Source organism: bacterium, assembly GCA_035529855.1.
Taxonomy (GTDB): domain Bacteria; phylum RBG-13-66-14; class B26-G2; order WVWN01; family WVWN01; genus WVWN01.
In genome coordinates, this window is sequence record DATKVX010000068.1 from 1 (window position 1) to 21016 (window position 21016).

At 62.7% G+C, this 21016-nt stretch carries 19 protein-coding genes; 10 read left to right on the plus strand and 9 right to left on the minus strand.

The genetic code is table 11. The annotated features are described in order from the left end of the window. Both VMX79_07340 and VMX79_07345 read left to right on the plus strand, forming a co-directional pair. Nucleotides 1-155: hypothetical protein (locus VMX79_07340; protein ID HUV86912.1), on the plus strand; the 155-nt coding region annotated here is incomplete at its 5' end. 136 nt (nt 156-291) lie between these two features. Further along, complete coding sequence (locus VMX79_07345; GenBank protein ID HUV86913.1) at nt 292-1155, plus strand: hypothetical protein; 864 nt, start codon at nt 292-294, stop codon at nt 1153-1155. 125 nt (nt 1156-1280) lie between these two features. Here the strand turns inward: VMX79_07345 and VMX79_07350 are convergent, their stop codons facing one another. The 9 genes from VMX79_07350 to VMX79_07390 all read right to left on the minus strand — a co-directional run bounded on the left by VMX79_07350 (nt 1281) and on the right by VMX79_07390 (nt 11732). Next, the gene (locus VMX79_07350; GenBank protein HUV86914.1) at nt 1281-2030 is read right to left on the minus strand and encodes a DUF1003 domain-containing protein; all 750 of its coding nucleotides are present in this window, start codon (nt 2028-2030) and stop codon (nt 1281-1283) included. Nucleotides 2031-2101: 71 nt separating this feature from the next. Next, nucleotides 2102-3022: a mechanosensitive ion channel family protein gene (locus tag VMX79_07355; protein HUV86915.1), complete on the minus strand. Its 921-nt coding sequence runs from the start codon at nt 3020-3022 to the stop codon at nt 2102-2104. An 84-nt stretch (nt 3023-3106) separates the two neighbouring features. Then, nucleotides 3107-4531: a mechanosensitive ion channel domain-containing protein gene (locus VMX79_07360; GenBank protein HUV86916.1), complete on the minus strand. Its 1425-nt coding sequence runs from the start codon at nt 4529-4531 to the stop codon at nt 3107-3109. A gap of 142 nt (nt 4532-4673) precedes the next feature. Beyond that, nucleotides 4674-5960 carry an APC family permease gene (locus VMX79_07365; GenBank protein HUV86917.1) on the minus strand — a complete coding sequence of 429 codons (1287 nt, stop codon included), beginning with the start codon at nt 5958-5960 and terminating at the stop codon, nt 4674-4676. A 112-nt stretch (nt 5961-6072) separates the two neighbouring features. Further along, the gene (locus VMX79_07370; protein ID HUV86918.1) at nt 6073-6633 is read right to left on the minus strand and encodes a DOMON domain-containing protein; all 561 of its coding nucleotides are present in this window, start codon (nt 6631-6633) and stop codon (nt 6073-6075) included. A 155-nt stretch (nt 6634-6788) separates the two neighbouring features. Then, nucleotides 6789-7736 carry an NAD(P)-dependent oxidoreductase gene (locus tag VMX79_07375; GenBank protein HUV86919.1) on the minus strand — a complete coding sequence of 316 codons (948 nt, stop codon included), beginning with the start codon at nt 7734-7736 and terminating at the stop codon, nt 6789-6791. A 117-nt stretch (nt 7737-7853) separates the two neighbouring features. Then, nucleotides 7854-9425, minus strand: a complete 1572-nt coding sequence (locus tag VMX79_07380) for a nitrilase-related carbon-nitrogen hydrolase (protein ID HUV86920.1) — start codon at nt 9423-9425, stop codon at nt 7854-7856. A gap of 99 nt (nt 9426-9524) precedes the next feature. Then, nucleotides 9525-10286 carry a hypothetical protein gene (locus VMX79_07385; protein ID HUV86921.1) on the minus strand — a complete coding sequence of 254 codons (762 nt, stop codon included), beginning with the start codon at nt 10284-10286 and terminating at the stop codon, nt 9525-9527. Between the two features lie 207 nt (nt 10287-10493). Next, complete coding sequence (locus VMX79_07390) at nt 10494-11732, minus strand: GNAT family N-acetyltransferase (protein HUV86922.1); 1239 nt, start codon at nt 11730-11732, stop codon at nt 10494-10496. Between the two features lie 337 nt (nt 11733-12069). Here VMX79_07390 and mraZ point away from each other — a divergent pair, with 337 nt between their 5' ends. Genes mraZ through ftsW form a run of 8 tightly spaced genes read left to right on the plus strand, consistent with a single transcriptional unit; the run spans nt 12070 to nt 21014 of the window. Further along, nucleotides 12070-12570 carry a division/cell wall cluster transcriptional repressor MraZ gene (gene mraZ, locus VMX79_07395; GenBank protein HUV86923.1) on the plus strand — a complete coding sequence of 167 codons (501 nt, stop codon included), beginning with the start codon at nt 12070-12072 and terminating at the stop codon, nt 12568-12570. A 2-nt stretch (nt 12571-12572) separates the two neighbouring features. Then, nucleotides 12573-13520, plus strand: coding sequence for a 16S rRNA (cytosine(1402)-N(4))-methyltransferase RsmH (rsmH, locus tag VMX79_07400; GenBank protein ID HUV86924.1), 948 nt, complete (start codon nt 12573-12575; stop codon nt 13518-13520). Between the two features lies 1 nt (nt 13521). Next, the gene (locus VMX79_07405; protein HUV86925.1) at nt 13522-13854 is read left to right on the plus strand and encodes a septum formation initiator family protein; all 333 of its coding nucleotides are present in this window, start codon (nt 13522-13524) and stop codon (nt 13852-13854) included. Continuing rightward, a complete protein-coding gene (locus VMX79_07410; GenBank protein ID HUV86926.1) occupies nt 13851-15989 on the plus strand; it encodes a penicillin-binding protein in 2139 nt (712 codons plus the stop codon). Before VMX79_07405 ends, VMX79_07410 begins: the two co-directional genes overlap by 4 nt. A 4-nt stretch (nt 15990-15993) precedes the next feature. Next, on the plus strand, nt 15994-17376 hold the full coding sequence (gene murF / locus VMX79_07415; GenBank protein HUV86927.1) for a UDP-N-acetylmuramoyl-tripeptide--D-alanyl-D-alanine ligase: 1383 nt from the start codon (nt 15994-15996) through the stop codon (nt 17374-17376). 3 nt (nt 17377-17379) lie between these two features. After that, nucleotides 17380-18468: a phospho-N-acetylmuramoyl-pentapeptide-transferase gene (gene mraY, locus VMX79_07420; GenBank protein HUV86928.1), complete on the plus strand. Its 1089-nt coding sequence runs from the start codon at nt 17380-17382 to the stop codon at nt 18466-18468. Then, entirely contained in the window at nt 18429-19850 is a 1422-nt protein-coding gene (murD, locus tag VMX79_07425) for a UDP-N-acetylmuramoyl-L-alanine--D-glutamate ligase (protein HUV86929.1), read from the plus strand. The genes mraY and murD overlap by 40 nt, the downstream gene beginning before the upstream one ends. Nucleotides 19851-19853: 3 nt before the next feature. Continuing rightward, nucleotides 19854-21014: a putative lipid II flippase FtsW gene (gene ftsW / locus VMX79_07430; protein HUV86930.1), complete on the plus strand. Its 1161-nt coding sequence runs from the start codon at nt 19854-19856 to the stop codon at nt 21012-21014. Nucleotides 21015-21016: the final 2 nt, after the last annotated feature.

The window sequence follows — 21016 nt, forward strand, 5'->3', positions numbered from 1 at the left end:
GCAAGAACGTCACCGCCAAGTGCTACGGCGGCGACGTTACGCGGAAGCGGAAATTGTTGGAAAAGCAGAAGGCCGGCAAGAAGCGGATGAAGCAGGTGGGCAACGTCGCCGTCCCGCAGGAGGCGTTCCTGGCGGTGCTCAAGACGGAGGGGTAGCCGTAGGGTACGCCTAGGGTAAAAAGTAAACGCGGCCGCGGCCGGGTCTTCTATAGCAGGAAATACGCCCGCTCGAAACTGTTGACGTACGGGGAAAGTTGTTTTACTATTCCGCATAAGAAAGGAGGGAACGAAGATGAAGGTGGTTATCTACGTATGCGCCGCGGCCGTAGCTATGGTCGCCTCGGCCTTCGCCGCACCCGGCGATACCATTTGGTGGGGCGAGATCCCGGCGACCGAGAATATAGTCGTCGGCGGCCTGGCGTACGACCCGGAAGACGGCAAGATCTGGGCTGCGGGGCCGGTTACCGGTACTACTCGCCAATGCAAGTATTGCAAATTCGACCCGGAGACTCACCAGCTGGTTAAACCGTGGGCGGCGATGGCGCCGACGGTCGGGAGCTGCTTCGATATCGGCTACGGCTACGAACACGGCGGCGTCAAATGCCTCGTCGTCAACGACGACGTCGACTATTCGCCGTATACTAAAATTATAGACCCGCGGGACGGTTCGCTCAAGGGGAGCCTTCCGGATTATTTCAGTAAGCCGAGCTACACCGCCGGCTGCGCCGTGGATGGGAAGACGAACGACGTATACATCTCAAGCAACGTGCGCACGCTGGACGGCGGTACCGACGACGCCCGCGTCGCTCGTTACGACGGCAGTTCGTGGAAGGTGTTCGCGACGGTAGGAGAGGCCAACGAGGGGTTGGCGGTAGGCTGGGGACGCGTATTCCTCTTGAGGATGTACCCCTTTTACGATATATACGTCTTCGATATGGAAGGAACGCTTGAGGATAAGATCCACCTTACGAAGCCGCCCGTAAACTTTATCACGGGCCTTAGCTTAGGACGCGTCGACGCCGTCGGCGGGAACGAATCGTTGTTCATCGGGATAAAATCCGGCGGCCATAGCGTCTACGAAGTGGAGGTCAAGGACTACGCCGGCGTCGCAGTGGCTCCCTCGTCGTTGGGACGCGTTAAGGCGCTCTTCCGATAGCTTCCTTAGATGTCTTTTAAAGACCCGGCCTCGCGGCCGGGTTTTTTTACCCGGGCTGGTGCCGTGACGTTTCATACCCTTGGCGGCCGGTAGGCCTTTTTTATCGACTGTTATAGGTATTGCCGTTAAGGTTTACGCGGCGGCGTTTTCCGGCGGCGCCGGGCGCCGGGTTTCGGCGGCGCTTTTCGCGTCAGCTCATCCATAAGGTCGATCTGGATCTGCTGGATTTCCAGGAGGCGTTCCCACTGGCGTTTTACGAGATGGTCGACTTTCTCGTGGAGGTTGCGGATCTCGAGTTCGGCCTTGAGGTTCACCTTGTAGTCGTATTCGGCCCGCAACCGGTCTTTGGCCTCGAGGCGGTTTTGACTCATCATAATGATGGGAGCCTGGATCGCGGCCAGGCAGGATAGAATGAGGTTGAGGAGGATAAACGGGTACGGGTCGAACGGTCGCCACACGAGGTACAGCGAATTGGCGATAATCCATAAGATTAACACGCCGGCGAAAGCGGAAATAAAACGCCAGCTCCCGGCGTAGTTGGCGACGCGGTCGGCGGCGCGCTTTCCAAACGTCAACCTGCTTTCGAAAGCGGCGTTGAGGTTTTCGGTTAATAATTCCTGTTCGGCCAAGCTTCGGACTACTTCCTGGTCCAACGCCGAGAGTTCGCCCCTTTCGACGCCGAGTACGTCGCGGACGTACGCCGTGCGGTAGCGGGCCAGGACGTCACGACATATATATCCGCCGCGTTTCCATGCGGGGTACTCCCGTAAGATTAAGTCCGCAACGCCGTCGGGAATCGTATCCGCCGGGACGGCGTCTCGCGGGGGCACGTCCCGTTCGCTCAATTCGCAACGAACGGTAGTTTTGTTTTTCATCGTCGTCGAGCTCTCCTATGCAAGGGTTTTTCTTTGCCACGGACCACCCTCGCCGCCGGCGGCCGTTTCGGTTACGTCTTTCGCCGTCCCGCTTTTTGCCCGACGTTAACGTTGAGCGGGGGTATATCCACTAGCTGCAGCGTCGTGGACGCGACGGCGACGCGGCCTTCCGTCGCCGCGAACTCGTCGAGGATGCGTTCGAAAAGTTCGGTCTTAACGGTCCGGCGCTTCTTGAAGTCCACGACGTAACGGAGGTAGAACTCGAGCCAATTGTCGTTAGCGGTCATCATGACCATCGGTTCGACGCGGGCGTCCTCCACCAGGTATTTCCGGACCACGCCACGCCAGGCCGTCCGCGCGCCCGGTACGAATTCGCCGCTTACGTCGGCGGCTACCCGCTCCAGTATCTCCCGGGCCAGTTTATGGTCGGAGCCGTATTTAACGGGGATTTTTACCTCGTCCCATAGAAAGGGAAAGTCGCCGGAGTAATTGAATACCGGTTCCTTGAAGACGAAGCTGTTGGCGATGCGCACGACGCGGCCGCTGTATTGGTCCCCCGAAATCCAATCGCCAATCTCCATTAAGGTGGTTCGCAATATCCCGATGTCTATAACGTCGCCCTTGATGCCGCCCAGCTGGATGCGGTCTCCGGTTTTATAGAACCCGCCGAACGAGACGGCGAGCCATCCCGCCACGCTGGTGATGACCTCTTGCAGCGCGAAGGCGACGCCGGCACCCGCTACGCCGAGGACGACGGCCATGCCGCCGAGGCGGTCGTTGAAAACCGCGGCGACGAGTATCACGGCGGCGCCGTACCCGGCGAACGTCACGAACTTGCGAACGCGGTACCGGGTATCCTTATCGTCGATGTGGCCGGTGAGGGGGCGTTTCAACAGGCGCACGAGGATGCCGATAACGACGACGCCGACGAGTACGATAATTATTTTCTCGGCCGTGGGGTGAAGGGTCCACTGCGAGAAGAAGTCGTTCACGGTTTATCCTCCGGGCTTAGCTCCGCGCGCGCGCCCGGTTTCGGGAAAGGGGTTCTTGTATCCCCGCCCCGGGCGGCGTCGCGTTTAGGTGTCGGACGCCGGCCCGTCCGGCTCCGGGCGCCGTGTTATTTTATTCAGGACGTCCCCAGGCGCTATTTTAAACGAGGGGGAATGGTAGTCGTGGGGTAGGTAGTCGGGGGGGACGGCCGCGGCGTTGCCGTCGCGCAGGGCGGAATAATGCGGCGACGTTATTTCGATGCCGGCCTCGTTGCATTTGTCCTGGATATTCTGGTGGAGGTCGGAGTATATGCCCGCCATAAGGTTGGGCTTTTTGGTATAGGCGTTAAGTTCGTAGCGGACGTAGAAGTCGTCCAACGCCGTTTGGAGGATGAAGGGCGCCGGTTCCTCCAGGATATCAGGCGTGGCCCGGGCCGCGGCGATAAGGGCTTCGTGGACCCGGCGCCACGGCGCGTCGTAGCCGATGGTAACCTGGGTATGGAGGATTAACCCCCGGCCTTTGGCGTCCGCGCTGAAGTTGATAATGTGGTTTGCCAGGACCATCGCGTTCGGGACCGTAATTTCGACGTTTTTTATCGTCCGAACCCTGGTTACCAGTATCGTTTTTTCGACGACGTCGCCGACGGTGTCGGCGATTTTTACGCGGTCGCCGAGTTTGAAGGGCCGCATATACGTCAAGACGACGCCGGCCACCGCGTTCGCGACGGCCGAGGTAGAACCGAGAGTGAAAACGAGGCCGACGAAAACCGATATGCCTTTAAACGCGCCCGAGTCGGAACCCGGGATGAACGGGAGTATTATTATGGCGGCGGCGATTATAATGAAGAAGCGGACGATTTGATAAGTAGGCCAGGCCCATTCCCGATGGAACCCCCGGAGGCTTATCATCCCGCTGTTGAGGGCGCCGAACGCGAACTTGACGAGTTTCGAAAAATAGAAGGTGATGACTATTACGAGGCAGATGAATAGGAGTTCCGGGACGTAGGAAACGAACGCCCGCACGGCGGCCGAAATCGGCATGGCGATGAAGTGGTAGATTTTCGCCCCGGCGGCGCGCGTAACGTTGAAGAAACTGGAGGCGAGCAGGACGTAGATAAATAACGCCGTCACGGTTAAAACGAGCCGGGCCGTTTTGGCCGCGATTATGAGCAAGTGGGTGGCCCGGTCGGAACTGAGGAGGACGAGGCGTTGAAATTGTATCGCCCGGATTCGGGTGTCGCGCCAGGACTCGAGTTTGGCGTAGACGAGCGGGAATACTCTGCGGAAGCCTTGAAGCAATAAAACGAGTACGGCCGTGGCGATAGCCGTAAAGAGCAACCCTGGTAATATCGCTTTACCGGTTTCGGTTAACTCGTACCCGCCGGCCAGTTCGCCGATTTTACCCAACATCGCGCCAAGGGTGTGGGTAACGGAAATCGGCTTGTCCTGTTTCTCGACGGCGGCGCCGGAAACCCCCGCGGCGCCTCGCAAGGCCGCGATTATATTCAACACGTTAGCCCCCTTCCCCGGCGCCCACCCGTGCCCCGGGCCGCACGCCGGGTTTAACTCGCGGCTAAGTATAGCTTTTTCCGGCGGTATTTTCAACGGTAGTGGGGAGAGGGGCGGGGTTACAGGCGAGTGTTTAATAAGACCGTTACAATTTAATCGTTCTGCCCTTACCCCAACGGTAGGCGGCCTCGATGCCGAACGCGGCGCCCACCAGGCCGACGAGGACCCAGATGGTGCGAGGCTCGAGCTTCGCCGTCTCCCATATAAGCGCTCCCATCGCGCCCAGACATAGGAGGATGCCCAACGCCGGCAGCCACGTCGTGCTGCGCGTATATTTGCGCAAGCGGATGTTGGCCGCGTTGACGGCGGCGAAGATGATTAGAAAACCCGCGCTCCCGATGGTGGCGATCCGGGAGAGGTCGAAGAGGTTTGCGATGGCCAGCGTGAGGGCGGCCGATATTAGCAATCCCCCGAGCGGTTTTTTCCAGATCTTCTTCTCCAATACCGCCGGGAGCTCGCCGTCTTTGGCGATGACGTAACTCATACGGGTAACGCCGTAGAGCGTGGCGTTGATGGCGGAGGCGGTGGAGGCCAGCGCCGCCACCGCAATAAGGGCGAAGCCCGGTTTACCGAGGAACGGCTCCGCCGCTACGGCGAGCGCGTAGTCCTTGGCCGCCACGATCTTGGCGACGGGCAGGTTGCCCAACGTTACGAAGGCTATGAGGATGTATAAAAAGATAACGAAGCCGACGGCGGAGAAGAGGGCGCGGGGGATGGTTCGGGCGGCATCCCTGGTGTCGGCGGCGGCGTTGGCGATGAGCTCGAAACCCTCGTACGCGACGAAGATGACCATGCCGCCGGCGACTATTTGCCGGCCACCGGCCCAGGTGGCGGGCGCGAAGCCGGCGCTGTTGATGCCCCACAGGCCTACGACGGCGAAGAGTGAGAGGATGGCCATTTTAAAGACGACGATCCATACCTCGGCCTTACCTATAACCTGGGCGCCGAGGAGGTTCAGGGCCGTCATTAAAATTACGACGGCGCTGATAAAAACGTGTTTGAATAAGGGCTGGGCGGAGGCCGAGAAGAAGCTCGCGCCGTAGCTGCCGAAGGCGTACGCGTACAGCGAGAGGGTGACGATGTAGCTGAGCCACAGCAGCACGTTCGCGGACCCGGTAAAGTACCCGTGGCCGAACGCGCGGTCCAGGTACGCCACGGTCCCCGCGCCGTGGGGGTACGCGACCGCGAGCCGGGCGTAGGAATAGGCCGTAATGAGCGCGATAACGCCGGCCAACGCGAACGCTATCGGCGTCCCGCCGGCCGCCATCTGGACCGCCAGCCCCAATACCGCGAAGATGCCGCCGCCCACCATCCCGCCGACGCCGATGGCGACGACGGGCCAGAAACCGAGGGATTTTTTTCCGGTCGTCAACGGTCCAGTGCTTTAAAGAATTTACGTACGCTTCTTAGGCAGGATTCGAACGTAGTTTAATTAAACGCCGCTTATCGACCGGGTTCGCTCCCACTCCTAGCGTACCGGCCCTTTAAATTTTTAAACGCGTCCACGTACGGACATGGTGTTGGCTCTTAAAGTTGTCGGCGCCGTCGGGGCCGTACGCGAAGAGGACCTTGTACGTCCGGCCTACGACGAGCTTGCGGTCGCGTTCGTCGCCCGAGTCGAGCGGGATCGTGAACCCTATCTCGGTTACGCCGTCTTCCTCCTTCCCCCTCTTGTTCGTCACGTTGTCTTGGCCGCCGCCGTTCACGTCGGCTTTGTGGTTGACGAGCGTGGAACCGTAGTCGTCTCGTATAAACGCTTGGCCGTCTTTAACGTAGCCGATTATCAGGTTAGCATCCTTCATCGCGATCGCGGGGTCGAAACCTACGGCGACCCATCCCGTCGTCGGCGCTTTCACCGTCGCGTTAAGGTTTTTCCCTTCCGGCTTCCAGGTAAACGTTATTCTGTCTATGGTTATGGAGCCGCCGTTATCCGGGTTGACGGGCGGCGTTCCGTCTTCGTCGCCGTTACAACCGCACGTTAAGACGGCAAACGCGAGCGCGGCCGACGCTGCGGCCGTGACCATGAGCCTGGCGCGATTGCGCATTTAAAGACCTCCTCGGGCGCTGGAATCTACTAAGCTGTAGACGCCGAGGCCGGAGTCAAATCGGGCCACCGGCTTAAATACGGCGCGATTATAATTCAGTTGCGGCGCCAAGTAAAGGGAAACGGCCCGCGGCCTACCGCCCCGGCCGCCGCGTCCTACAATAGGACGAACCCTTCTTTGAGCGTCGGGTATTGCAACGCGGGGATGAGCTCCGCCTTCATCCGCGACGTATCGCCGTAATAGTCCGCCATCCCTATTTTTACGAAGTCGCGCGTCAGCGGCGCCCGGGTCCCGAACGCCGACGCGAATAGTTCGACGGCACTCGCCGCGACGTAGAAGGTCCACCGGGGGAGGCGGCGCGGCCGGGCGTATCCCCAACGTTTCGCCAAGGCGTCCAGGAATTCTTGTAGGGTAAGTCGGCCGTCGTCGCCGAGATTGTAGATGCCGGCGGCGTCGGGTTTTTCTATCGCCGCGGCCGCGGCGGCCAGGAAGTCCGGGAGCGCGAGGAGGTGAACCCAAGTCGGCTCGGGCCACACGGCTAGGAGACGCCGCTTCGAGAGCCACCTCGCCGCCTCGATCATCAGGACGCCGCGGCCGTAAATCATCCCAGGGCGGAGCACGACCGGAACGGCGGCCGCCCCGTCGCAAGAAGCGAAGAGATATTTCTCCGCCGCCAGCCGGGTCCGCGCGTGAACGGACGGCGGGTTTCCCGTCAACGTACCGCGTGCGGGGTGGTCAGGGGAAGATTCGCCCTCGACGTGCGGGAAGCTGACCAGGATAATTTTACCGACGCCGGCGGCCAAGGCCGCGTCCACGACGTTTTGAACGTACCGGACGTTCGTTACCGGCAAAAACCTCTCGGGGCGAGGTTTGAAGAGGACGCCGGCGAAATGTATGACGGCGTCGACGCCTCGGAGAGGCTCGGCCAACGTCTCGGCGCGGCCCAGGTCGCCGCGGAATACGCCGGCACCAGGTATTCGGGCGACGTCGCCGGGAACGGGCCTTCTATGGACCAGTAAATTTAGCTCGTGGCCGGACGCCCCTATATAGCGCGCCAGGAAGGACCCCAGATTGCCGGCAGCTCCCGTTATAAGAATTTTCATATGCTATTAGTAAAAAAGGCGGTCCTGGGTTAGGTTAAAAAAGCAGGTAAATCAGGGCGTGTTGGGCACTACAGCATAGGGATAAGAGGTAGCTTTTAGGCACTACAAAGGGGGTGCCTATTTTTCGGGAATTTCCCGCTTTCGGCGAAATGCCTGGACGACTAAAACCGCGAATAACGCTGCGACCAGCCAGGCGAAGACGTCGGCTATGTGCGGATAGGGCGTCCATACGCCGCGCGTCGGCAAATGGGCGACTATTACCGGGTCCTCGCCGGCGAAGTAATCCGTTCTCGCGACGGTCCGGCCCAGGTAGTCGGCCGCGACGGATACGCCGTCGTTGTCGGGCCGGAAGAGCGAAAAGCCGTTCTCGACGGCGCGAAAGACGGCGAGGTCGGCGTGCAGGTCGCCCAGCTCGCGCCAATCGTGGGCCGGGACGAGCATTATGTCCGCCCCGGCGCGGCCCGCCTGGCGGACCATCGCCGGGAAGTCCATATCGTAGCAAATGGCCCCGGCCAGACGGCCGTACGCGGTATCGAGCGTCGGCAAGCGGCCGTCGCCGTGTCGGCTTATGGCGGCCTCGGGCCCCGGCACCGGAATAGATTTCACGTAATCCCACACGACCGCGCCGTCGGGGTCGATGAGTACGAGTTTATTCGTGACCGGCTTGTCGGTCCCCGGCTCGAGCGTCGCGAGCGCCATCCCCAGGTAGATACGTTCATCCCGGGCGAGCTCCCGGCCCCGGGCGAGGAGCGCTTTTTCCTCCGAGGCCAAAAGTTGGGCGCCCGCTTCGCCCCATATAACTATTTTAGCGCCCGCCCGGGCCTCTCGTCGGCTCCGCGCGAAGAGGTCGTCGTTTATAGCCGCGTTTTCGGTGCGGAAGGCGGCCGTCTCGTCGTCGTCGAAGGGGTGGCCCGCGAGCAGCGGTTCCCACAGCTCGGGATGTTCCGACAGGAAAAAGGGCCGTGCGGTGATGCCGGCGACGCGTACCGTTTCGTCGGCCCGGGTAACGGCGAGGCGGACGCCGCCGAACAGCATAACGCCGGCCACTATTACCGCGTACGTTATTACGCCCCGTTTTACCCTGTTCCAATCGAAGCCGTTTTCCCATACCCAGTTGACGACGGCGCCGAACCAGGCGACGACGAAGCTGACGCCGTAGAGGCCGGTTACGGAGGCGATTTGGATTAGCGGGAGGTTATCCACTTGCGTGTAGGCGACGGCGTTCCAGGTGCGGAACGGGCTGACGAGCGAAAGCGCGTATTCCAGCGTTACTATTGCCGCCGGAAACACCAGCGTCGAAGCGAATCCCGGGAGCCGGGGGGCCAGGGCGCGGTCGGCTAAATATGGTGCCAGGTAAACGAAGGCGGCGGCGGCCGCGAGCGCGGCGTACCAGTGAACCGGCATCATTACGTCGGCTATGCCGCGCCAGGCGAAGAAATTGGCCGCGCCCGCCGCCAGTACGGCGAGGGGGAGGCCGACGGCGACGCGTTCGCGGCGTAGCCACCGCAGCATAAAGACCGGCGCGAGCCAAGCCGCGGCGCCGACGACGTAGCGGCCCTCCGCGAAGAACCAAAACGCCGCGGCGACCGCGAGCCAGAGCCAACGGTGAATCCGCGCGCGGCGGCCGGTATCGACGCCGTTACTCTTCATAACGAGCGGGATTATAGCAACCGGGCGGTGCGGCGTCAATCGGCGGTTGCCCCTCGGTCGACCTGGAAACGCCCGGCCGTGCCGCGGAACCGTGAAGAAAAGCCGCCCCGGGGGGCGGCTTTTGTAGGCATTTTCCGATTAACGGTAAAGCGCTCTGACTTTCCCGAGCGACGCGGGCGCGACGCCGACGGTCGCCGGGCAACTAACGCGGTAGATATAGCCGTTGGTACAGCCGATGAAGAGTTCCGAGTTGTAGTACGCCATGCCGTAGGAAGTGGAAGGCGGCGCCTCGAACGAGGAGACGATCGACCCTCTGCCCGAACCGGAATAGCCGTATATGTTAGGCCCGTACGCGCCCCAAATTAAGTTGTTCCGGTGGTCGTACGTGATGTCGCGGTAGTCGGAGTTGGGCATAGGGAAGGATGAGAGAACGCTTCCGTCCGATAACCTATGGCGCCAGGTGTAACTCGGCGCGCTGTCGCTCACGAATATCGCGGAAGTACCCGCGCCCCCGTCTCCCGTCTGCTGCGGGGCGAGGCCGTAAGGGTCGTGGTTGACGTGCCAGGAACCGTACACGGACCCCGTTATCCAATGGCAATTGTACACGGTGTCGTTATTGTACGAACCTACCCAGACGTGGCCGGTCGCGGAATATGCGAGCCCTCGGTTGCTGGTGCTGGACGGCACGGTCCACGAACCGCGTACCGAACCGTTCCCCGGATCCAGGTTGTAGACCCTGTTGGGGTGGATGAGTACGTGCAGGTACGTCCCGGACCGGGCAAGGCCGCGGATGTTATTCGCCGGCGCCCGGTAGGAACCCAATATGTCGCCCAGCGCGCCGAACGCGACGCCCGCGGCGCATAAAGAAACCACTACTAGCGAAAACCAACTTCTCGCCATCGATATAGTCCTTTCTGTTATAGGGTGTGGGTGTGCGTATTTAGGTTATTAATATCATATATGATTATAAAAGTCAAATATATTTCCGATTTATGTTTATGTCGTTCAAAAAAACAACATCTATACCGTAGAATAAGGCTTTTCGTCAGCTTTTATTTTGCTAACGGGGGAGTAGGTTCGGTGGGGGGTACGGGTGATACGCGAACGTTAGAAATCCCAATCGGGTTTGGGGTCGGGGAGCCGGAGTAAGGCGTCCAACGCCTCCAGGAGCGAGCGCGGCCCGGCCAGATCGTCGGTGACGGCCAGGCCCGTCGCGGGCCGGACGCCCAGCCACATCCGCGTAAACGCGTTTACCGAAGCCGTAAGGGTGGGAAGCGACGGCTCTAGGCCGCCCTCCGCCCCCGACGAGGGTCCCAGCGTTACGACGTAGTCGCCGGCGACGCCGCGCCACGGCGCCTCCGCCGGCAGAAGGTCCGCGATGGGGTCGGACAGCACCAGGTTGAAACGCAACTCGTCCCCCGGCAGTTTCGTTCGGGCCAGGCACGCCGGTAAATCCAGGATCCGCATCTGCCAGTAGGCCAGGGCCCGCATCGTATTCTCGAATTTAGATTTGCGCGTCGCATTGCGGAGTTGGAAAGGCCGGTGCAAGAGATCTTGTAATTGGATGCCGGGCGGCTCGATTATCTTTACGAGGCGGACCTGGTCGCCCAGGCTTTTGATGAGGGCCATTAGCTCGAGAAATTGCCGGGCGTCCCGGTACGCGAGCCATTGTACGTAGTACGGTCCGGCTTCACCCGATTCCGCCGATAGCCATACGTGGTGGCCGAGTTCCCCTCCGTCCCCGCTTTCGTACCCCAGGCCGAATCCGTTTTTTGACCATATCATTTCCGCCCGGGTGAACTCCGGCGGCGTCAGGTTGCACGAACCGTGGGCGCGAACTCGCTGTAAGCGGTTGGCATGTACCTCTTCCCAATCGTCGACCGTGATGCGGCGAGGGAGGGCGGGTTCTAGGTCCACCGTTAGATGCGCCGGGTCGAAGTATAACCAGTGGCCGTATCCGCCGGAGCCGAAGCCAAGCCGGTCGTAGTAGCCCTGCTCGAACATCCCCAGGCCGGAGACCAGCGCGCCGGCCGCGGCGTCCGCGGCGACCGCTTCGGCGGTCAGCCTTCCGGCCAGGCCCCGTTTGCGGGCGACGTGGCCGGTCGTGACGGCCGTGACGCACGAGAACGGGAGGTCCTCGTCGAGATAACGCAAATCTCCGGGCGCGGTCGAAACCATACACTCGGCCTCGCCGGCGACGTCGGCGACGAGCGCCCGGCCGCAGGAGATGAAGATATCCAGCCCGTGGCCTTGTTTTTTGTCTCCGGGCTCGATCCAACCGACCTCTCGCCAAATGCGGTGGACGGCGGCCTGGTCCCTTCCGGCGTCGTAAACGCGGTATTCCATATTAAAAGTTCTCCTTCGTCCGCCTCAAGCAAAGGTTTGAATATAAAGGGCTTTAACGATGGCAGGCCCGATTATATAACGCGACCTCGGCACCGTCAACGAAGGATTTACTCGAGCCGGCCTCGCCCCGTAGGGTTTAACTCGAAGCCGCGTTACCGCCGTTTACGTAAGTGCCGTTTTTTAGGCGATTTCGCCCCTTTTTGGCGGCGAATTTTTTTTTATAAAAAAGTCATTTTTTCCTTGACAACTATCCCCAGGTTTGATTTAATGTCCGTGGTGGTGAATTGTGGTGATTTGTGGTAAAATCTATAGAACGTTCTCTTAAGAAATAACTTATATGCAGGAATTCGACGACAAACGGGAAGTAGGCGTGGACTTAGGCCGTTGGTCTTTCGGGTTCAACGGCCAATACCGCCACTCACTCGACGAGAAGGGCCGGCTCAGCGTCCCGGCGAACTTCCGTCGCGACGCCGCCGGCAACGCCATCGGCCGGTTCAAACTTACGGTCGGCTTCGAGCGTTGCCTGTTCCTTTTCCCCGCGGAATACTGGCAAGCGGTCGTCGAGCCCCAACTCCTCGAACTCCCCATTATGGAACGCCAGGCCCGGCTCGTAACGAGGATGTTGCTGAGCCGCGCCGCCGATTGCGAGCCGGACCGCCAGGGGCGCGTTATGGTCCCGGCGCCGTTGCGGGAGTACGCCGGCCTCGGCGCGGAAGCCATCGTTAACGGCATGTACAACCGCGTCGAGCTTTGGAGCGTCGACCGCTGGTTGGCGTACGAGGCGGAGGCCGTCGCGGCCTTCGAGGATATGGCCGCCCGCTATAGGATTAAATTCTAATCATGGTTACCGTTTGGGAAGACGTCGCTATTTCCGCGCTCGCCGTGAGTCCCGAGGCGGGCGCCGCGGAACCGCGCCACCAGGCCGCGATGGCGGCGGAGGTGGCTAAAGCGGCCGTGCGGCGGTACGGCGGCGTATGCGTCGACGCCACGGTGGGGGGCGGCGGCCACGCCGCGAAGCTCCTGGAGGTTTTACCTCCCGATAATATCTACGTCGGTCTGGACCTCGACGCCGACGCGTTGGCGCGTGCGCGACGGTGCCTCGCTCCCTTCGGTTCGCGCGTGGTTTTGCACAACGTTTCTTTCGTCAAGCTGGCTGAAGTGGCGGCGCCGTACGCGGGCCGCGTGACCAACGTGTTGTTCGACCTCGGCCTCTCGAGCGAACAACTCGCGGACGAGACCCGGGGTTTTTCTTTCAAAGCGGCCGGCCCCCTCAATATGCGCTTCGACGGCGACCCGTCGGAGTTGACCGCGGCCGAGGTTGTAAACACGTTTGACGAGAAAAATTTAGCGGACATAATCCACGAGCTGGGGGAGGAGCGGCGTGCGCGTGCCGTCGCCCGCGCCATAGTAAGCCGGCGTGCGCGGCTTCCATTCGAAGACGCCGGCGACCTCGCCGAGGTGGTGGCCCGGGCGGCGGGCGGCCGCCGCGGCCGCATCCACCCCGCGACGCGGACGTTCCAGGCTTTGCGGATATTCGTGAACGACGAGCTGGGCGCGCTCGAGGCGGCTTTGCCGATGGCGGTGGGGATATCGGCGCCCGGGGCGCGCGTGTTCGTAATCGCGTACCATTCGCTGGAGGACCGGGTCGTCAAGAGGTTTTTCCGGGCGTCGGCCGCCGTGGGCGAATTGCGGCTCGTGACGCCCAAGCCGCAGCGGCCTTCCGCGGCGGAGGTGCGCCGCAACCGGCGGAGCCGCAGCGCGCGCCTACGCATAGCGGAGAAGGTTTAATATGGCGACGGTGCGTTATCGCCCCCCGACCATCGACGTCGCGCGTCGCCCTAAGCGGCGCCGGCGGTTCTACGTTTGGGCCGTCGTCGCGATTTCCGGACTCCTGCTGCTGGCGTTTTTATATTTGTGGCAATACGTCTCCATCCTCGAGCTCAATTACGAAGTGGCGCGCGTTAAGCGCGAGTTGGACGAAGCGTACCAGGAGAAAGTGACGCTAAAGGCCGACTTATACCGGCGGCGTTCGATGGCCGAGATCGACGAAGTCGCGCACGAGAAACTCGGGTTGCAGCCGCCGGCGCCCGGCCAAGTCATCATCGTGGAGGACGGGAGTTGAGGTCCGCCCGCAAAATACGTTTCGCCGCGTTGTACTTGTTCTTCGTCGTCGTCTTCGGCGCCGTTTTAGTGCGTTTGGTGTGGGTTCAAGTGCTGCATCACGATTTCTACGCCGAAGCGGCGTTCAAGCAGCAATACGGGAAGAGCTACCTCCCCGCGGCGCGCGGCGTCATCTACGACCGCAGTATGAGCCCGCTGGCGATGAGCAGGCCGGTCTACGACGTCTATTGCATACCGCGGCTCATCCGGGACGGCAAGGCGGTGGCGAGAGTGCTCGCCCCCGTTCTGGACGCCGACGAGGCGGAGCTCGAGCGTAAGTGCGCTTCCGCTTCGGAGAGCGAGTGGCTGGCCCGCGAAGTATCCAGGAGTAAGGCGACGGAAGTGTTGGCGATAGGCTTGACCGGCGTCTTCGCCCGCCCCTGTGAGCGGCGGATCTACCCCGAGGGTGAGCTCGCGTGCCACGTACTGGGTTACGTAGGCCCTCGCGACGGCGCCCGCGCCGGCGCCGAAAACACCCTCGACGTTTACCTCGAGGGTTTGCCCGGCTACTTCGACGGCGGCGCCGACGCCGCGGGACGCACCCTTCCCGACCTGACCGATAACTTCGTACCGCCGATGAACGGCTTGGGGTGTGTCTTGACCATCGATAGATGGTGTCAGTACGTGGCGGAGCGCGAGCTGAGGGCGTGCTGCGAACGATACAACGCGGAAGCCGGCGCGGTCGTCGCGATGGACCCCCGCAGCGGCGAAATACTCGCGCTGGCCTCGTGTCCCGCGTACGACCCCAACGATTACGGCGAGTACCCGCCCGCTTGTTGGCGCAACAACGCCGTCACGTCGGCCCTCGAGCCCGGGTCGATCGTGAAGCCTTTTCTGGTGGCCGCGGCCTTGGAGGAACGGGTCGTATCGACGCGCGATATCTTCGATTGCTCTAAAGCTTTGCATTTGGGCCGATATAAGATAACGGACGTTAAACCCTGTGCCGAGCCGCTTACGACGTCGCAGATAATCGAACGCTCGAGCAATATCGGCGTGGTCCTCATCGCCCAAAGGTTGGGCGGCCGCCGTTATTACGAGTACTTGCGTAAGTTCGGGTTCGGCGAGCGGACCGGCGTCGAGCTGCCGGCCGAGAACCCCGGCATCCTTCGTTACGACGAATTTAGCCGGCCGCTCGGCCGGGCGTTCGCCAGCTTCGGCCAGGGGCTCTCGGTAACGCCCATACAAATCGCTACCGCTGCTTGCGTCCTCGCCAACGGCGGCGTACTCGTCAAACCGATGCTCGTTTCGGCGGTAGTCGACGAGAACGGTCGCACGCTCCGCCGGTTCAAACCCGAGGTTCACCGGCGGGTAGTCTCCGCCGAGACGGCGGCGGCGGTAAGGCAGATGATGGCGCTCGTCGTCGAGCGGGGCGGCGGCAAGTTGGCTCAGCTACCCGGCTACCGCATAGCCGGCAAGACCGGAACGTCCGAAATCGCGGCTCCCAGCGGCCGGGGATACGTGCCGGGCGCATACAATTCCTCTTTTTTGGGGATTTTCCCGGCCGACGACCCCCGCGTCGTTATATTCGTTACGGTAAAGAGACCGAGGGGCGAGGTCTTCGGCGGTACGGTGGCGGCGCCGGCTTGCGCCCGCGTCGCCGCGGATATTTTACCGGCGTTGAGGATACTTCCCGCGGGCGGCCGGACGTTGGCGTTGGCGGCTCCGCCCGCCGGCAGTCGCGCCGACGCCACGTTCCGGGACGTCGCCGCGTCCACGGCGGTAAGGCGGCTGACGGCGGCGGGCCTCCGCGCGCGTTTCGAAGGTAAGGGTGAACGCGTATTGTGGAGCTCGGCGGATAGCGGCACGCCTCCGGACGCCGGCAGCGTCGTCTTATTGAAGTTGGGCGGCGGCGCCGGCGCTATGCCGGACGTGGTCGGCCTTTCGGTGCGGGAGGCCATGAGGAGTCTGGGGCCTTCCGGGGTCGAGGTTAAGTTAAGCGGCGGCGGCGGGTGGGTAGAAGGCCAATCGCCCGCGCCGGGCGCGAAATTAAACGGTGCGTGCACGTTGACGTTGGCGGAACGCCGGTTGCCGCGGCGGAGGTTTTCTCCCGCCGCGACGAAGGCGTCGCCGGCGGCCGGAACCGAGATAGCCGGGTGAGGTCGTGAGCGTAAACTGGACGTTGCGTGAGGTTGCCGATTTGCTCGGCGCCGAGGTCTCGGGCGACGACGGCGTTCGCGTTTCGGGCGTACGTACCGATAGCAGGTCGGCCCGCGCCGGGGACCTATTCGTCGCCTTGCGCGGCGCCAACCGCGACGGCGCCGACTACGTGGCGGATGCGGCGGCGCGCGGGGCCGCGGCCGCGGTGGTCACCGCGGAAGTGCCCGAAGCCGTACCGCAAGTCCTGGTCGAGGATACGCTCGAGGCGTTGCGAGTTCTGGCCCGCGCCCGGCGACACGAGTTCGGCGGGCCGGTGGTGGCCGTAACCGGTTCGTGCGGGAAGACGACGACTAAAGACTTGATAGCGGCTGTGTTGGCTCAAAAATACCGCGTACGGGTCGCCCCGGGCAACTTCAACAACGAGGTGGGCCTGCCGCTTTCGATACTCTCGCTCGAGGAGGGCGACGAGGTGCTCGTGCTCGAGTTGGCGGTCAGCGCGCCCGGCGAGATGGCGCCCCTGGCCGACGCCGCGGCGCCGACGCTGGCCGTCGTCACGAACGTCGCGCCTACCCATCTGGAATTTTTCGGCGACGTGGCCGCGGTACGCCGCGAGAAGATGACGCTGCTTAACTACGTCAAACCCGGCGGAACGGCGGTACTGAACGCCGACGACCCGCTGGTGGCCTCGGCGGTTGCGGAGCTCGTAAACGGCCTTAAGGTCGTAACGTTCGGTACGAGCGCCGACGCAAACGTGCGAGCCGATGGTTTGGTTGCGGAAAGCTTCCAGGGCTCGAGCTTCGAGCTAACGGGCGGGACGCCGGTCGAGCTGCCGCTGCCTGGTCGGTACAACGTCATGAACGCTCTCGCCGCGGCGGCGGTGGGGTACGTACTGGGCGTACCGGAGGAGGACGTCGCGGCCGGCCTTGCGGCTTACGCCGGCAGGGAGCTCCGCTCCAAGGTAGTCGTCGACGGCCGCAGCGTAACGTACTTCGTGGATTGCTACAATTCATCGCCGCAGGCCGCGGAGGTCGCCCTCGCCTTCGTGGCGGCCGCGCCGGCCGACGGGCGACGCGTCGCCGTCCTGGGCGATATGCTCGAGCTGGGGGAGACGAGTGAACGGGCCCACCGCGACGTAGGGAAATTCGCCGCCGAGGCGGGGTTCGATATCGTCGTGGGCCTGGGGGACGGCGGCCGTTTGATCGTGGACGGCGCCCTCGCCGGCGGGATGACGCCCGAGGCCGCGCCCTCCTTCCGAGACCGGGACGAACTGGCCGCCTTCCTGGCGGAGCGGCTGAAACGCGGCGACGTCGTCTTGGTAAAGGCCAGCCGCGGCGTACGGTTGGAAGAAATTTTGGACAAGTTAGGCGTCGACGTCCGAGGAGGCTAACGGTTGCTCTACCTATTACTATATCCGCTGCACACCGAAATTTCGTGGCTCAACCTCTTTCGCTACGTCACTTTCCGCTCGGCGTACGCCGCCGTGACGGCGTTTTTAATAGCTTTCCTTTTGGGGCCGCCGCTCATCAGGTTCCTCAAGCGGAAGATGGTAGAAGAAATAATACGCGAGGAGGTGCCCCGGCGGCACCTTCAGAAGGCGGGGACGCCCTCTATGGGCGGCCTGCTGATATTGGCGGCCATCGTCGTGCCGACCATCCTGTGGGCCGACGTCACGAGCCGGTACGTCCTCGCCATTCTCGTCGTAACCATAGCCTTAGGCGCGATGGGCTTCGTCGACGACTATTTGAAACTGGTGGCCAAGAAGCCGCTGGGTTTACTCGCGCGTTGGAAGTTCATCGGCCAGGCGTTGCTGGCGCTCGGCATCGGCCTCTTCGTGTACTTCTTCCCGCTCGACAACGGCATGACCACCTGGCTCACGTTCCCTTTTCTCAAGGACGTCACCGTCAACCTCGGCGCTTTTTATATCCTTTTGGTGATGGTCACGGTCGTCGGCTCTACCAACGCCGTCAACCTGACCGACGGCCTCGACGGCCTGGCCGCGGGCGCGATGCTCTTCGCCGGCGCGGCGTACGCGGTGATGTGCTACGTCGTGGGGAACGTCAATTTCGCCCAGTACCTCCAGGTGACGTACGTGTCGGGCGGCGCCGAGCTCACGGTATACATGGCGGCTACGGTGGGCGCGCTGCTGGGCTTCTTGTGGTTCAACAGCTACCCGGCCCAGGTGTTTATGGGCGATACGGGGGCGCTCCCGCTGGGCGGCGGCATTGGCACCGTCGCCATTCTTATGAAGCAGGAGTTGTTGCTCGTTATTGTGGGCGGCGCCTTCGTCGTCGAGACGTTGTCGGTCATCATCCAGGTGTTGTACTTCAAGGCCACCGGAGGCCGGCGGGTCTTCAAGATGTCGCCTTTGCACCACCATTACGAGCTCAAGGGTTTGGCGGAGCCCAAGATAACGGTCAGGTTCTGGTTGATTTCGGCGATATGCGCCGTTATCGGCCTTTCGACGTTGAAGATAAGGTGAGTACGTACGAGGAGAAATTGGAGGTTTTCCGCGGCCGCCGCGTCCTGGTGGTCGGGTTGGGGCGTTCCGGCGTAGGGGCGGCCCGCGCGCTCGCGCCGGTGGCCGCGGCGGTGACCGCCTGCGACCAAAAGGCGGCCGGCGAATTGAGCGCCGAAGCCCGGGAGCTGGCCGGCGCCGGCGTGGAGCTCCGCCCCGGCGAGCAAGGGCCGGACCTCCTTACGGGCGCGGACCTTCTGGTTCGGAGCCCGGGCGTCCCGTGGGAGACGCAACTTATTGCGGCGGCGCGGGGAAAGGGCGTAGAGGTCATCGGCGAGCTCGAGCTGGCGTACCGCCTCCTCGTAACGGAACGCGTCGTCGCCGTCACCGGGTCCAACGGCAAGTCGACGACGACGGCCCTCCTGGGCGAGATCTTCCGGCGGGCCGGCGAAGACGTAGTCGTAGCCGGCAATATCGGCGTCGCGCTCACCGCTGTGGCTGCGGAGCTCGAGCCGGCGACGACGGTCGTGGCCGAGGTCTCGTCGTTCCAGATGGAGGACGCGGTAACGTTCAGGCCGCACGTAGCCGTTTTGCTTAACCTCGCGCCCGACCATTTGGACCGACACGGCTCGCCGGCGGCCTACTACAAGATGAAGTGGCGTCTGTTTCAGAACCAGCGCCCCGAGGATTACGCCGTGTTGAACGCCGACGACGCGTCTTCCGCTAATCGGGACGAACTACGGGCCGCGGTGTTGTTATTCGGGCGAGGCGCGGCGCCGGGGCCCGGCGTGTGGCTCGCCGGCGACGACGTGGCGTACGACGTCCGCGCGCAACAGGGGAAGTTATCGGCGACCCGCGACGTCCGGTTGCCAGGACCCCATAACCTGTCGAACGCGATGGCGGCGGCCTGCGCGGCGTTGGCCATGGACGTGCCGGCGCCGGCGATAGCGGAAGCGCTCCGGGAATTCGAGGGCCTGCCGCACCGTTTAGAGTTCGTCGCCGAAATCGAGGGCGTGCGTTACGTGAACGATTCCAAGGCCACCAACGTCGCGAGCGCGCTTACGGCACTCGCTACTTTCGAGGAGCCGGTGGTATTGATAGCGGGCGGCAAATCGAAGGGCGGCGATTTCGCGGCGCTGGCCGCGGCGGCGCGCGGAAAGGCGCGGCTGGCGGTGCTCTACGGCGCCGCGCGCGACGAACTGGCCGCCGCGTTCGAGGGCATCGTACCCCTCGAGCGGGTGGATACCATTAAAGAGGCCGTGGCCGAGGCCGCGGCGTCGGCCCGGCGCGGCGACGTCGTGCTTCTCTCACCGGCCTGCACGTCGTGGGACCAATACCGCGATTTCGAAGAACGGGGCGACGACTTCAAAAAGGCCGTGGCCGAGTTGAGCCGGGAGGCCGGCTAGCGGATGCCGCGTTCACTCGTCATTACGTTGATAGCCGTGTCGCTCGCGCTCGCGACGGCGGGCGTCCTGATGGTGTTCTCGTCGAGCGCGGCCTTGGCGTACGTGAAGTACGACGGCGACAGCATGTACTTCCTGAAGCGGCACTTAATTAATTTGACCGTTGCTTTGGCCGTCGGCGCGTTTTGCGCGCTGGTTGACTACCATTTGTGGCAGCGGCTCGCCTGGCCCGCCGTGATCGTCGCGGTTTCGTTGCTGGTCGTGACGTTGGTCTTCGGCGTCGGGAGTTACGCCGCCCCGGTCCACCGGTGGCTGAAATTGGGGCGGTTCTACCTGCAACCCTCCGAGCTCGCGAAGTTGGCCACGGTTTTCGTATTGGCGAAGTACATCGCGCGACGCGGCCAGCTCGAGAACGCGTACGAGAAGTGGCTTCCCCTCGGCGCCGTTGTCGTGGTATTCGCCGCGGTGGCGGCGCAGCCCGATTTCAGCATGGCTTTTCTCATCGCCGCTTCGGCCTTCGTAATGCTCTTTCTGGGGGGCGTCCGGTTCCGGTACATCGTCGGCGCCGGGGCGTTGGTAATGCCGCTTTTGGCGATAATGATCTCGGCCCAGAAATACCAGATATCGCGGCTCATATCGTACGTCGACCCGTGGCGCTACGCCCGGGGCCGCGGTTACCAGGTCATACAATCTTTGATCGCGTTGGGCTCGGGCGGCCTGTTGGGCAAAGGCCTCGGCGCGAGCAACCAGAAATTATTCTACTTGCCGCAATCTCATACCGACTTCGTCTACGCCATCCTGGGGGAGGAGTTCGGCTTCGCGGGGGCCGCGGCGGTGCTGGCGGCGTTCGCGGTTCTGGTTACGGCCGGGTTCAAGGTCTCGGCGCGGGCGAGCGACGTGTTCGGCAGGTACCTGGCGGCGGGGTTGACCGCTATCGTCGGCCTTTGCGCCGCGGTGAACCTCTGCGTCGTCACCGGGTTGATTCCCACTACCGGAATCCCGTTGCCGTTCATATCGTACGGCGGGACGTCGCTCGTCGCTACGTTCGCCGCGGTCGGCATCCTTGTGAACATCGCGCGCCGCTCCGGCGTCGACAGCGCGTTCGGGTACGCCCGCCGCGAGATGCCGCCGGCGCCGTTGAACGGAACGTTCGTCGATTACGTTTAGAC

Excerpts from the sequence above, each read along its gene's own strand:
- VMX79_07345 (HUV86913.1), top strand. The coding sequence starts at position 292 with ATGAAGGTGGTTATCTACGTATGCGCCGCGGCCGTAGCTATGGTCGCC.
- mraZ (HUV86923.1), top strand. The coding sequence starts at position 12,070 with ATGCAGGAATTCGACGACAAACGGGAAGTAGGCGTGGACTTAGGCCGT.
- VMX79_07370 (HUV86918.1), bottom strand. The coding sequence starts at position 6,633 with ATGCGCAATCGCGCCAGGCTCATGGTCACGGCCGCAGCGTCGGCCGCG.
- rsmH (HUV86924.1), top strand. The coding sequence starts at position 12,573 with ATGGTTACCGTTTGGGAAGACGTCGCTATTTCCGCGCTCGCCGTGAGT.
- VMX79_07390 (HUV86922.1), bottom strand. The coding sequence starts at position 11,732 with ATGGAATACCGCGTTTACGACGCCGGAAGGGACCAGGCCGCCGTCCAC.
- murD (HUV86929.1), top strand. The coding sequence starts at position 18,429 with ATGCGCCGTTATCGGCCTTTCGACGTTGAAGATAAGGTGAGTACGTAC.
- VMX79_07385 (HUV86921.1), bottom strand. The coding sequence starts at position 10,286 with ATGGCGAGAAGTTGGTTTTCGCTAGTAGTGGTTTCTTTATGCGCCGCG.
- VMX79_07375 (HUV86919.1), bottom strand. The coding sequence starts at position 7,736 with ATGAAAATTCTTATAACGGGAGCTGCCGGCAATCTGGGGTCCTTCCTG.
- ftsW (HUV86930.1), top strand. The coding sequence starts at position 19,854 with ATGCCGCGTTCACTCGTCATTACGTTGATAGCCGTGTCGCTCGCGCTC.
- VMX79_07405 (HUV86925.1), top strand. The coding sequence starts at position 13,522 with ATGGCGACGGTGCGTTATCGCCCCCCGACCATCGACGTCGCGCGTCGC.
- VMX79_07350 (HUV86914.1), bottom strand. The coding sequence starts at position 2,030 with ATGAAAAACAAAACTACCGTTCGTTGCGAATTGAGCGAACGGGACGTG.